Genomic DNA, 11932 nt, shown 5'->3' on the forward strand with positions numbered 1-11932 from the left:
CACGTCCACACGCTCGGGTGGGGAAGACCCCACCCTCGCCCCCGGGACCGCCCCCGAACAGGTCCGGGTGGTGACGCCATGGTCGCGGACGATCACCGATCCGTACGTTTTCGGTAGCCGGCGCGGCCTACGCGACGGCCTCCCAACGGACTTCAACGGACCCCGGAGACCGCCATGTCCCAGGCCGCCGCGACCCTCGCCGCGCCCTCCGCGCCACCCTCCGCACGCGCCTCCCGCCCCCCGCGCCGCGGCGGCGGCAGCGAGTTCGCGCCGCTCCTGCGCACCGTCAAGGAACAGGGGCTGCTCGACCGCCGGCCCGGCTGGTACGCCCGCGACATGGCGGTCAACCTCCTCGGCATCGGCGCCGTCGTCACCGGCCTCGTCCTCCTCGGCCCCTCCTGGTGGGCGCTGCTCCTCGCGCTGCCGCTCGCCCTGCTCTCCGCCCGCGCCGCCTTCATCGGCCACGACGCCGGCCACGCCCAGGTCACCGGCAACCGGCGGCTCGGCCGCGCCGTCCAGCTCGTGCACGCCAACCTGCTCCTCGGCATGAGCCGCGAATGGTGGAACGACAAGCACAACCGCCACCACGCCCACCCCAACCACCTCGACAGGGACCCGGACGTCGCCGCCGACATCCTCGTCTTCGCCGCCCACCAGACCACCGACCGCACCGGCCTGCGCCGCTGGCTCACCCGCCACCAGGCCTGGCTCTTCTTCCCGCTGACCACCCTGGAGGGCATCGCGCTCAAGGTGTACGGCGTCCAGGCCCTGCTCTCTTCGGAGGGGCCGTACCGCACCCGGCGCGAACGCCTTCTGGAGGGCGCCCTCCTCCTCGCCCACCTCGCCGGCTACGCAGCCCTGCTGCTGACCCTGCTCACCCCGCTCCAGGCCCTCGTCTTCGCGCTCCTCCACCAGATGCTGCTCGGCGTCCACCTCGGCATGGCCTTCGCCCCCAACCACAAGGGCATGGAGATGCCCGACGCCCACCCCGACGGCGACTCGTGGGGTCATCTGCGCCGACAGGTCCTCACCTCCCGCAACATCCGTGGCAGCCGCCTCACCGGCTGGTTCCTCGGCGGGCTCAACTACCAGATCGAGCACCACCTCTTCCCCAGCATGCCGCGCCCGCACCTGCGTCTCGCCCAGCCCGCCGTCCGCGCCCACTGCCGTGAACTCGGCATCCCCTACACCGAGACCGGCTTCGTCGACTCCTACCGCCAGGCCCTCGGCCACCTGCACGAAGTGGGCGCCCCGCTGCGCGAGGCGGATGCCGCGTAGGGTCGGAGGGCGCGACACGACAACAGAGAGGGGAGCTCTGTCCGATGAGCCAAGGCACTGTCACGACGGTCAGCAGCAACGGCGTCTACTCGTTCACCAAGCCCAACCGGGAGGGCATCACGCTCCTCGCCGGCCTGGGCGTGGAGGGCGACGTGCACTCCGGCGTCACCGTCAAGCACCGCTCGCGGGTGGCCAAGGACCCGACCGCGCCCAACCTGCGCCAGGTCCACCTGATCCACGCGGAGCTCTTCGACGAGGTGGCGGAGGCCGGCTTCGAGGTCGCCCCCGGCGACCTCGGCGAGAACGTCACCACCCGCGGCATCGACCTGCTCGGCCTGCCCACCGGCACCCGGCTCCACCTCGGCCCCGAGGCCGTCGTCGAGGTCACCGGCCTGCGCAACCCCTGCGCCCAGATCGACGACTTCCGGCACGGACTGCTCAAGCAGGTCGTCGGCCGCGACGAGGAGGGCCGGCTCGTCCGCAAGGCGGGCATCATGTCGGTCGTCCTGACCGGCGGGGAGGTGCGTCCGGGCGACACGATCCGGGTGGAACTGCCGCCGGAGCCGCACGTCCCGCTCGACCGGGTCTGAGCCGCCGCAACCCCCGGAGCGCGCCGCCGCGCGGCGCCGTCAGCTCGGGCGTACCGCCATCGCGTCGAGGGACCGCAGCAGATCCGGCAGCCTGGGGCCGGGCGTCACCGGGAGCACCTGGTGCGGCTCGTCGTCGAGGAGCACGAAGGCCATGTCGTCGGTGCGTGCCACCAGCGACCAGCCGGGGCCGTCGGCCCGCAGCATCCGGGCCTCGCCGCCGGCGAAGCTGGACCGCACCCGGCCGACCGGGGGCGCCTGCTCGACGTACTCGCCGAGTTCCGCGAGGACGCGCCGCACGCGGGTGTACGGATCGGCGTCGTCGGCCGCTGGGTCGGCGGCCGGGTCGGCCTGATCCTCGCCGGCGGCGGCCTCAGCGGTGTTCCCCGGGTTCGCGGGGCTCCCGGGGCTCACGTCGCTGATCTTGGCGCGCCACTCGGCCCACTGCAGGGCCACCATGTCGGCGCCGAGGCGCCGCTGGGCCGGCCCCCACCGGTCGCCGGCGGGCGGGGCGAGCGGCTCCGGGGCGCCGGCCTCCGGGACCGGGTCGTGGGGTTCGGGCAGCCCGGACGCGGAGGTCGCGACCGCGAGCGGCCAGCCGGGCAGCGCGGACACCACCGAGCGGTCGTCGGGGGAGAGGTCGTACTCCATGCCGCAGTCCCAGGAGGCGATGGCGACCGCGACCAGCGACACGTCGTCGACGACCACCGTCCACCGCGCGCCGGTGCCGTCCTGCCCGAGCACCAGGCCGTAGCCCTCCGCGTACGGTTCGAGGCGCAGCGCCGCGCAGGCCGCCGGATAGTCGTCGCCGAGCACGCTGGGGAACTGCGCGGGCGTGAGCAGCGCCGCCGTCAGCACGTACAGCGCGTCCTCGTCGCTCTCGGCGTCCCCGTTCGCGACGACGTCCTCCGCACCGGTCACGGCGGATTCCGTTTCGGCCACGTCAGCCTCCCCATCTGGTCGTCGGCGCACCCTAACCAGTGAGTAACCCGCCCGTCGAGAGCCCGGGACCCTCGGGAGCCGTGCGCGGCCGGGGCCGGCCCGGGCGACCTGGGCGACCCGAGCGACCCGGTGGCGCCGGTGCTCCGTGCCGAAGCCCTGCTTCGCGTCCTTCCCGGCCGGCGGGGCGGCCTTGGCCTCCGGCCGCCTGGCGCGGGGACCGGACGCCCGGCCCGTGGCGCGCCGCGCGGCGGGACCGCGACCGAGTGCGCCGCGGTCACGGCCCCCGTACCGCCCCACCGGACCGCCACCCGGTGACCGCCCGCGGCGGACCGCCCCTCGGTTCCGTCCCGTCGCCCGCACCGCCGGACCGCCGACAGGAGCCCCGTCGTCGCGGCACGAGCGTGCGCACCGGTTCGCGGTCCGCGGGTTCGCGATTCGCCGGAACGATCACCCCGTACGGCGCACGGCGAGCGCCAGATAGCGCTCGTCCTCGTCCGTGTACGAGACCAGCTCCCAGCCGGAACGGGCAAGGAGCGGCCGCAGGTTGGGCTCTGCCCGTAGGTCGGCGTCGGTGATCTGCCGGCCGTGCCGGGCGGCGAGGGCCGCGCGCCCGATCGGGTGGAACAGCGCGAGCCGCCCGCCGGGCCGGACCACCCGGGCCAGTTCGCGCAGGTCCCGCTCGGGGTCGGCGAGGTGGGAGATCAGCCCCGCGCCGAACACGGCGTCGAGCCCGTCGTCGCGCAGCGGCAGCCGGGAGACGTCCGCGAGCAGCAGCGTGCCCGCCGCGTTCCGGCCCGCCTTCGCCGCCTCCGCGAGCATCTCGGGAGTCAGGTCCGCGCCCAGGACCGTGCCGCCGGGCCCGACCGCTTCGCGCAGCGGCGGCAGCGCGCGGCCGGTGCCGCAGCCGGCGTCGAGCACGGCGTCGCCGGGCCGCAGTCCGAGGTCCGCCACGGCGGCGGCGTAGGCCGGACCGTCGTCGGGGAACCTCGTGTCCCAGCGAGCGGCGCGCGCGCCGAAGAACTCGCGTACCTGTGTGGGGTCATCGCTCATGCGATCCATGATCCCTCAGGCACGGGTCACCCATAGGGGTGAGTTCCTCGTACGGGGCGCCTCCGACATCGCCCGGGCGAGTGAACGAACTGCGCGCATGTTCGAGGTTGTGGCGATCGTTCGGGAACATCTCTGTGTCATATTCCATCAGCTTTCGAAATGCGCCCCCGGTGCGCCCCCGGATGCGCACTAGCGTCCCGGAGCCATGGGACACCTGGACCACGCCACCTACGGCTGGCTGACACCTGTGCTGTCGTACGCGATGGCCTGCACCGGCGCCGCCCTCGGACTGCGCTGCACCGTGCGCGCCCTCGACACGACCGGCCGCTCGCGCCGCAACTGGCTGCTCACCGCCGCCTCCGCGATCGGCACCGGCATCTGGACGATGCACTTCGTCGCGATGCTCGGCTTCGGCGTCACCGGAACCGACATCCGCTACGACGTCCCCCTCACCCTGCTCAGCCTGCTCATCGCCATGGGCGTCACGGGCGTCGGGGTCTTCGCCGTCGGATACGGCCGCGACCGGATCCGATCGCTCCTGATCGGTGGACTGACCACGGGCGTCGGCGTCGCGAGCATGCACTACATGGGCATGGCCGCCCTCAACCTGCACGGCCACGTGCGCTACGACCCGCTGCTCGTCGCCCTCTCCGTCGTCATCGCCGTGGTCGCCGCCACCGCCGCCCTCTGGGCCGCCCTCAACATCCACGCCCCGGCGGCCGTGGCCCTCGCCTCCCTCGTCATGGGCGCCGCCGTCAGCAGCATGCACTACACCGGCATGTTCGCCGTCGACGTCACCGTCACCCCCTCCGCCGCACCCCTTCCCGGCGCTTCCGTCATGCAGTTCATCTTCCCGCTCGCCGTGGGCCTCGGCTCCTACCTCTTCATCACCTCCGCCTTCGTCGCTCTCTCCCCGACGGCGGGCGAACGCGCCGCCTACGCCTCCGCCGGGCGCCTGACCGAACCCGACGAACGCGCCGTGGACGTCGCACCCCCGGGCTTCCGCTCGGACCCGGACCCGGACACCCGGTCGCCCCGCCCGACCGCCCCCGGCCCCGCTTACGCCCACCCGTCGGGGCCGGTGCACAGCCCGACCGATCCCCACGATGCCAGGGCGCACTGACACCGCCTCCCCACGGCGCCCGGCACGCCGCTCCCTCTGCCGCACCCGACGGGCCGCCCGTCCCCACGGCCCGTCCCACAGCCCCGTCACCCCTGCCAGCCCGCCCGATCCCCAGCACCAGCGGTCCCGCCGCCCCACCGGGGCCGTGAACGAAGGAACGAGGAGGCCATGCGAACTCCCCGCAGGCCCCCGGCCCCCGGGGCCCCCGCCCAGCCGCCCACGGCGGCCCGCGGGCGCCGCGCGCACGCCGGGCCGCCCGCCGACGAGACGGCCCCAGGCGGACCCGCGGCCCCCGCCTCCGCAGGCCCGGGCGTCCCCGGCCCCGACGGCCCGGCGGTCGCAGCGACCGCCCCCCTGCCCGTACCCGCACCCGCTCCCGCCGCGGGGGCCACCGGGGCATCCGCACCGACCCCGACACCGGCCTCCACCCCGGCCCCCGCCCCGCCCGCGGCGCGCCGCGGAGGTCGGGGCATCCGCCCCCGTACCGTCCGCGCGAAGATCGTGTCGCTGCTCATGGTGCCGGTCGTCTCACTGCTCGCCCTGTGGGGCTTCGCCACCGTCTCCACCGCGCAGGACATCGCCCGCCTCCGCCACCTGCAGTCCGTGGACACCGAGGTGCGAGGGCCGGTCACCGTCGCGGTCGCCGCCCTCCAGGACGAGCGCCGCGCCGCCGTACGTCAGGCGGCCGCCCCCGGCACCACCCGTGCCGCCGAACTCGAGAACCGCGCCCGGGCCAGTGCCGCCGCCGTCGCCCGCCTCCGCCTCGACGAGCGGCACACCATCGGCGACAACGGAAGCCTCCCCGACGACGTCGCGACCCGCGTCGCGTCCTTCGTCGGCCAGGCCGAGGCGCTCAGCGCACTGCGCACCGAGGCCGCCGAGGGGCGCGCCGACGCCGGCCGCCTCTACGACGCGTACACGGCGGCCATCACCACGGGACTCGGCATCGGCGGAGCCCTCGCCGTGGCCGACGGCACCGACGCCGGCGCCGAGGCCCGGGTCCTGCTCGAACTCGCCCGCGCCGGCGAACAGCTGGCCCGGGAGGACACCCTTCTCGGCGCCGCCCACCTCACCGGTTCACTCGACGCCGACCGGCTGCGCGCCTTCGGCGGCGCCGTCGAGGCCCGCCGCGCCCTGACCGATTCCGCCACCGCCGATCTGCCCCCGGCCCAGCGCACCGCCTGGCGCAACCTCACCGCCCAGCCGGACTACCGCCGGCTGCTTGCCGCCGAGGACCGGGTCCGTGCCGCCGCACCCGGCCGGCGCGCCGCCCAGGCCGTCACCTCGGGGGAGTGGGACACCGTCCACGCCTTCGTCCGCGAGGGCACCGCCGGCATCGAGCGGGCCGCGCACACGGACGCGGCCGCGCGCCACGATCCTTTCGGCGGCGGCGCGTTCAGCGCCGGCGGTGCCGCCGTACTCCTCGGCCTCGCCGCCGTCGCCGCCTCCCTCGTCATCTCCGTACGCATCGGCCGCGGCCTCGTCGTGGAGCTCATCAGCCTCCGCAACGGCGCTCTGGAGATCGCCCGCCGCAAACTCCCCGGCGCCATGCGCCGGCTGCGGGCCGGAGAGGAGATCGACGTCCTGGCCGAGGCCCCGCCCGGGCCCGCCCCGCAGGACGAGATCGGCCAGGTCGGCGAGGCCCTCACCACCGTCCACCGCGCGGCCCTGTCCGCCGCCGTCGAGCGTGCCGAACTCGCCAGCGGCATCTCCGGGGTCTTCGTCAACCTCGCCCGGCGCAGCCAGGTCCTGGTGCACCGCCAGCTCAACCTGCTCGACAGCATGGAACGGCGCGCCGACGACCCGAACGAACTCGGCGACCTCTTCAAGCTCGACCACCTCACCACCCGCATGCGGCGCCATGCCGAGAGCCTGATCATCCTCTCCGGCGCCGCCCCCGGCCGCGCCTGGCGCCTGCCCGTCCCCCTCACCAACGTCGTACGGGCCGCCGTCTCCGAAATCGAGGACTACGCGCGCGTGGAGATGCGCAGACTCCCCGAGACCGCCGTCGTCGGCGGCGCCGTCGCTGACCTCACCCACCTGCTCGCCGAACTCATCGAGAACGCCGCCCAGTTCTCCCCGCCGCACACCAAGGTGCGGATCAGCGGCGAACCCGTCGGCAACGGCTATGCCCTGGAGATCGAGGACCGCGGACTCGGCATGGGCCGGGACTCCCTCGCCGAGGCCAACGCCCGGATCGACCGCTCCGAGGCGCTCGACCTCTTCGACAGCGACCGCCTCGGCCTGTTCGTGGTGAGCCGCCTCGCCTCCCGGCATGCCGTCAAGGTGCACCTCCGCACCTCCCCGTACGGCGGCACCACCGCCGTCGTTCTGCTCCCCACCGACCTGCTCCAGAACACTGCGCCGCAGGAGGAGTTCAGCACGCCCGCGCCGCCCGCCGTCCCGGCTCCGGCCCCCGTGCCGGCGGCGGCGCCGTCCGTGCCGGGGCCCCGCGCGCCGCAGGTGCCCGCCGCGAGCGCCGAGCCGGAGCGGCCCCCGGCCGCCGTCACCGCCCTGCGCCACCGCGGCCGGAACCTCGCCCCGGCCCCGTCCCGTACGGCATCTCCGTCCGTACCGCAGCGCCCCCAGCTCCCGGCCGGGCCGCCCACCACGGGCGCCGTGTCCGCGACCGGAGGGCCGGGCGAGGACCCGGGCGCCGACCTGCCCCGGCGCGTACGGCAGGCCAGCCTCGTACCGCAGCTTCGCGAGGCACCGCCCGCGCCGCCCGCCGGTCCCGGGACGGCTCCGGCCGGTGCCGGTGGCGCCGCCGGTGCGGGCAGCGGCGCGGACGAGCGGACACCGGAACAGGTCCGCGACCGCATGTCCGCATACCGCGACGGCTGGCGCCGGGGCGGCGGCCCCGACCCCGGCGCCGCCGTACCCCCGGTCCGACGCCCGCTCGGCCCCGGCCACGCCATGAGCACAGGCCACGGCGCGACCCCTGGCCACGGACCGAGTCCCGACCCGGAGACCGACCCCGCCCAGGGGCAGGGCCAGGGTCAGGTCCACAGCCGGGGCCACGCCCCCGGCGAGCGCCCCGCATCCAGCGAACCCGGCAGCGAAGGAGACGACGAATGATCGACCACGAGAGGATTTCCCACCACCGCTCCGGCGAACTGGACTGGCTCCTGGACGACCTGGTCACGCGCGTCCGCGAGGTCCGCCACACCGTGGTCCTCTCCAGCGACGGCCTCGCCGTCGGCGCCTCCAGCGGACTCAGCCGCGAGGACGCCGAGCACCTGGCCGCCATCGCGTCCGGCTTCCACAGCCTCGCCAAGGGCGCCGGACGGCAGTTCCACACCGGCGGCGTGCGCCAGACCATGGTCGAGATGGACGACGGCTTCCTCTTCGTCGCCGCCGCCGGGGACGGCTCCTGTCTCGCCGTTCTCAGCGGTATCCACGCCGACATCGGCCTCATCGCCTACGAGATGGCCCGCCTGGTCAAACGCGTCGGCGAGCACCTCTACACCCCGCCCCGGCTCACGGTCACTCCGCCGGCCGCGGGCTGACCGCGCCCCGGGCCCCGCACAGCGCGCGCCCGTGCCTCACGCGCGCGTGCCCCACGGCGCGCCGGACCCCCGGACCACGGAGACCTCATGAACAAGGACAGCACCGGCGGCGGACCGCCCCTGCCGGGCAGTCAGTGGTACGACGCCGAGGCCGGACCGCTGGTCCGCCCGTACGCCATGACCGGCGGCCGGACCAAGCCCGGACCGAGCAACGTACGGTTCGACCTCATCGCCCTGGTCGTCGTCGACGACGACCCGCCGGACGGGGCCGAAGAGGCCCTGCTCGGCCCCGAACACCGCGCCCTGCTCGCCCAGTGCCGGGCCGAGACCCAGTCCGTGGCCGAACTCGCCGCCGACGCCGACCTCCCCGTCGGGGTGGTCCGGGTCCTCCTGGGCGACCTCCTCGAAGCGGGCTTCGTGAAGGTCAGCAGACCCGTCCCGCCCGCGCAGCTGCCCGACGAACGGATCCTGAGGGAAGTAATCGATGGCCTACGAGCGCTCTGAGAGCACCCGGGCGGGCGGCCCGGACACCACCGCCCTCGCCCTGAAGATCCTGGTCGCCGGCGGCTTCGGCGTCGGCAAGACCACCCTCGTCGGCGCGGTCAGCGAGATCCGCCCGCTGCGCACCGAGGAACGCCTCAGCCGGGTGGGCGAGGGCGTGGACGACACGGGAGGGGTCGACCAGAAGAGCACCACCACCGTGGCCATGGACTTCGGCCGCATCACCATCCGCGCGGGGCTCTCGCTCTACCTCTTCGGGACACCCGGCCAGGACCGCTTCTGGTTCCTCTGGGACGACCTGTCGCAGGGCGCGCTCGGCGCCGTCGTCCTCGCCGACACCCGCCGCCTGGAGGACTGCTTCCCCGCCGTCGACTACTTCGAGCACCGCGGTGTTCCCTTCGTCGTCGCCGTCAACTGCTTCGCGGGCGCCCGCACGTACGGCGCGCACGACGTCTCACGCGCCCTGGACCTGGACCGGGGCACCCCGGTGGTGCTGTGCGACGCCCGCGACCGGGACTCGGGCAAGGAGGTGCTGATCCGCCTCGTGGAGTACGCGGGCCGCATGCACACCGCCCGGCTGCTCGACTCGGTGGACGCGACGGCGGACGCGGCGGACGCGACGGGCTCGTCCCGCCCGATGGGCTAGGCGGGTTGGGCGGGGCCCGGTGGCCTGTTGTGGTCTGCGGCGGCCGCCGGGCGGCACGCGAATGGCCACGGATGCTTGCCCTGCTCACGACAGTGCGTAAGGCTGACCGGAACGGAAGACGGTCGGCCGGTACCCGCGTGACCGGCCGCGGACACGCGACCCCCGGGCCGCGGGCACCACGGGGAACCACGGGGACCACGGGGCGACGGGGACGCACCACACATGGGGGAGGACCACGCATGGCGCTGGACAGAGGACTCGACTGGCTTCTGGACGACCTGACCCGACGGGTCGGCTCGATACGGCACGCGCTCGTGCTGTCGAACGACGGCCTGGTGACGGGCGCGAGCAGCGGACTCGAGCGCGAGGACGCCGAGCATCTGGCCGCCGTCTCCTCGGGCCTGCACAGCCTGGCGCGCGGCTCTGGCCGCCACTTCAAGGCCGGCCGGCCCCGGCAGACCATGGTCGAGTTCGACGAGGCCCTGCTGTTCGTGACGGCGGCGGGCGAGGGCAGCTGCCTCTGCGTCCTGAGCGCGGCGGAAGCCGACATCGGCCAGGTCGCCTACGAGATGACGCTGCTGGTGAACCGGGTCGGTGAGCACCTGGGCGTGGCGGCCCGGCAGCCGGGCGGCGCGGACGAGGCCTAGCCCCGGACGGTCCGCTCGGGAAGTTATCCACAGGGCAGGCGGACTGCCGTCACTGTGCGTTACGGTCATCACCGAAAGTGTTCGCAGGACGCGACACGACACACGGGGGAGGACCGCTCGTATGACCACGCACGAGACGACGGAGACGACAGGTGCGGCGCGGCAGGAGGCGAGGGGCTCGGCACCTGTGGGCGCCGTCGCCCCGGGGCGCGCCGCCGAGGAACTGGAGCTGAGGCGCGACGAGTTCCGGCTCGCCGTCGACCTCGGAATCGTCCGTACGGTGCCGGGCCCGGCGCCCGGCACCCCGGACGCCGCCCCGGGGGACAGGGCCCGCCGCCGCGTGCCCCGCGACGAGATCGAACGGCTGCGGGCCGCCCCGGACTTCCCCGACGGACTGCGTGAGCGCGTCCGAGCCGTCGGTACGGGAGAGGGCGCCGAACTCCTCTCGGTCACCCGCGACCGCTTCGCCCGCCTCGCGCGCACGGGCCACTTCAGCCCCGTCCGCTTCTACATCAACCGCTACCGGGCCGTCGTCTGGCTCTACCCGGCCGCCGAACTCGCCGAGTTCGCGCTCAACCACCCTCAACTCCTGGCCGGCCGGCTGCCCCTGGACGTCCGCGCCCAGGCGGACACCGACCACCTCGACTGGCGGCCCCGGAACTGGCGCGCCCGGCGCCTCGGCGTGCTGCTGCGGGCGAGCGACGACCCGTGGGTGCGCGCGGCCGCGATCGCCTCGCTCCTCGACCCGTCGCACGTGGCCGAGGTCGTCGACGACCCCTATGAACGGGCCCATCTGGAGCGGCTGCGGCCCGCGCCGCCGAGCTGGCGGCCGAACGCGCCGACGCCCCGGGAGATCGCCGACCGGCTGATGGTCGCCGACGACCCCGACGAGATCCTCTGGCACCGGATGAGCCTCGCACTCGCCCTGGACGAGTCCCGCGCGGACCGCGAGGCCCCACGCCCCGGCGCCTGGCCGACCATCCAGACCCCGCCTCCTTCCGGGCGCCTGGCCCCGAAACCGGGCTCGGCCCCGGCCCCGGTCCCGAGCGGGACTCCGCCCTTGGTTCCGGCCCTGGACCTGCTCCAGCCACCGGCCCTGAGCCTGGCCCCGCCACCTTCCCTGCGCCCGGGCTCGGGCGCGGCCCCGGCTCTGGGCGCGTCCCCGTGCCTGGCCCCGGGTCTGGCCTCGGTCCCGAGCCCGCTCTCGCCCCTGGTTCCGGCCCGGGACGTGGTCCCGCCGCCGGCTCTGAGCCCGGCCCCGCCTTCGAGCGTGGGTCCGAACCCGGAGCCGGCCCCGGGACCGGGCATGGACCCGGCCCAGCACCTGGCCCCGGGCACGGGCATGGACCCGGCCCCGGACCTGGAGCCGGTCCCGGCCCAGGCCTGGGTGGTCGGGCCGGTCGTCGACCCGGACCTGGACCCGGTCCCGGCCCAGGGCCCGGGCGCCGCACCGGTCGTCGGCGCCGCCCCGTGGCCCGTTCCGGCTCCGGTGCCGCAGGCGCGGCGTGTCGATCGGTGGCCGCCGCGTCCGGCGGCGGTCACGAGGCCGCCCGGCAGACGGGTTCGGCGGAGTCTGCTCGACCGGTGGCGCAGGCGGAAGGAGGCGGTGCGCGGGCCCGGGGCGTGAGGCGGGCGCCGGGGTGCGGGGT

At 75.5% G+C, this 11932-nt stretch carries 11 protein-coding genes; 9 read left to right on the forward strand and 2 right to left on the reverse strand.

The features are described 5' to 3' along the window. The first annotated feature begins 174 nt into the window (after positions 1 to 174). Both JAO84_RS34650 and JAO84_RS34655 read left to right on the forward strand, forming a co-directional pair. Positions 175 to 1278: an acyl-CoA desaturase gene (locus JAO84_RS34650; protein WP_370416416.1), complete on the forward strand. Its 1104-nt coding sequence runs from the start codon at positions 175 to 177 to the stop codon at positions 1276 to 1278. Between the two features lie 44 nt (positions 1279 to 1322). Beyond that, positions 1323 to 1868, forward strand: coding sequence for an MOSC domain-containing protein (locus tag JAO84_RS34655; RefSeq protein WP_370416417.1), 546 nt, complete (start codon positions 1323 to 1325; stop codon positions 1866 to 1868). 39 nt (positions 1869 to 1907) lie between these two features. Here the strand turns inward: JAO84_RS34655 and JAO84_RS34660 are convergent, their stop codons facing one another. Next, positions 1908 to 2807 carry a hypothetical protein gene (locus JAO84_RS34660; RefSeq protein ID WP_370416418.1) on the reverse strand — a complete coding sequence of 300 codons (900 nt, stop codon included), beginning with the start codon at positions 2805 to 2807 and terminating at the stop codon, positions 1908 to 1910. A gap of 447 nt (positions 2808 to 3254) precedes the next feature. Beyond that, the gene (locus tag JAO84_RS34665) at positions 3255 to 3857 is read right to left on the reverse strand and encodes a class I SAM-dependent methyltransferase (protein ID WP_370416419.1); all 603 of its coding nucleotides are present in this window, start codon (positions 3855 to 3857) and stop codon (positions 3255 to 3257) included. Between the two features lie 205 nt (positions 3858 to 4062). Here JAO84_RS34665 and JAO84_RS34670 point away from each other — a divergent pair, with 205 nt between their 5' ends. The 7 genes from JAO84_RS34670 (at position 4063) to JAO84_RS34700 (ending at position 11910) form a co-directional block, all read left to right on the forward strand. Then, on the forward strand, positions 4063 to 4980 hold the full coding sequence (locus JAO84_RS34670) for an MHYT domain-containing protein (RefSeq protein WP_370416420.1): 918 nt from the start codon (positions 4063 to 4065) through the stop codon (positions 4978 to 4980). A gap of 168 nt (positions 4981 to 5148) precedes the next feature. Then, complete coding sequence (locus JAO84_RS34675; protein ID WP_370416421.1) at positions 5149 to 8058, forward strand: nitrate- and nitrite sensing domain-containing protein; 2910 nt, start codon at positions 5149 to 5151, stop codon at positions 8056 to 8058. Beyond that, entirely contained in the window at positions 8055 to 8489 is a 435-nt protein-coding gene (locus JAO84_RS34680; RefSeq protein WP_265863432.1) for a roadblock/LC7 domain-containing protein, read from the forward strand. Before JAO84_RS34675 ends, JAO84_RS34680 begins: the two co-directional genes overlap by 4 nt. Before the next feature lie 87 nt (positions 8490 to 8576). Then, positions 8577 to 8993 carry a DUF742 domain-containing protein gene (locus JAO84_RS34685; RefSeq protein WP_370416422.1) on the forward strand — a complete coding sequence of 139 codons (417 nt, stop codon included), beginning with the start codon at positions 8577 to 8579 and terminating at the stop codon, positions 8991 to 8993. Then, positions 8974 to 9636 carry an ATP/GTP-binding protein gene (locus JAO84_RS34690; RefSeq protein ID WP_370416423.1) on the forward strand — a complete coding sequence of 221 codons (663 nt, stop codon included), beginning with the start codon at positions 8974 to 8976 and terminating at the stop codon, positions 9634 to 9636. The genes JAO84_RS34685 and JAO84_RS34690 overlap by 20 nt, the downstream gene beginning before the upstream one ends. A gap of 239 nt (positions 9637 to 9875) precedes the next feature. Then, positions 9876 to 10283 (forward strand): roadblock/LC7 domain-containing protein, encoded by a 408-nt coding sequence (locus tag JAO84_RS34695; RefSeq protein ID WP_370416424.1) that lies wholly within the window; start codon positions 9876 to 9878, stop codon positions 10281 to 10283. Between the two features lie 121 nt (positions 10284 to 10404). After that, positions 10405 to 11910 carry a DUF6397 family protein gene (locus tag JAO84_RS34700; protein ID WP_370416425.1) on the forward strand — a complete coding sequence of 502 codons (1506 nt, stop codon included), beginning with the start codon at positions 10405 to 10407 and terminating at the stop codon, positions 11908 to 11910. Positions 11911 to 11932 lie beyond the last annotated feature (22 nt).

The organism is Streptomyces fradiae (assembly GCF_041270065.1).
GTDB lineage: Bacteria > Actinomycetota > Actinomycetes > Streptomycetales > Streptomycetaceae > Streptomyces.

Excerpts from the sequence above, each read along its gene's own strand:
- JAO84_RS34670 (WP_370416420.1), top strand. The coding sequence starts at position 4,063 with ATGGGACACCTGGACCACGCCACCTACGGCTGGCTGACACCTGTGCTG.
- JAO84_RS34690 (WP_370416423.1), top strand. The coding sequence starts at position 8,974 with ATGGCCTACGAGCGCTCTGAGAGCACCCGGGCGGGCGGCCCGGACACC.
- JAO84_RS34695 (WP_370416424.1), top strand. The coding sequence starts at position 9,876 with ATGGCGCTGGACAGAGGACTCGACTGGCTTCTGGACGACCTGACCCGA.
- JAO84_RS34700 (WP_370416425.1), top strand. The coding sequence starts at position 10,405 with ATGACCACGCACGAGACGACGGAGACGACAGGTGCGGCGCGGCAGGAG.
- JAO84_RS34655 (WP_370416417.1), top strand. The coding sequence starts at position 1,323 with ATGAGCCAAGGCACTGTCACGACGGTCAGCAGCAACGGCGTCTACTCG.
- JAO84_RS34665 (WP_370416419.1), bottom strand. The coding sequence starts at position 3,857 with ATGAGCGATGACCCCACACAGGTACGCGAGTTCTTCGGCGCGCGCGCC.
- JAO84_RS34650 (WP_370416416.1), top strand. The coding sequence starts at position 175 with ATGTCCCAGGCCGCCGCGACCCTCGCCGCGCCCTCCGCGCCACCCTCC.
- JAO84_RS34675 (WP_370416421.1), top strand. The coding sequence starts at position 5,149 with ATGCGAACTCCCCGCAGGCCCCCGGCCCCCGGGGCCCCCGCCCAGCCG.
- JAO84_RS34680 (WP_265863432.1), top strand. The coding sequence starts at position 8,055 with ATGATCGACCACGAGAGGATTTCCCACCACCGCTCCGGCGAACTGGAC.
- JAO84_RS34685 (WP_370416422.1), top strand. The coding sequence starts at position 8,577 with ATGAACAAGGACAGCACCGGCGGCGGACCGCCCCTGCCGGGCAGTCAG.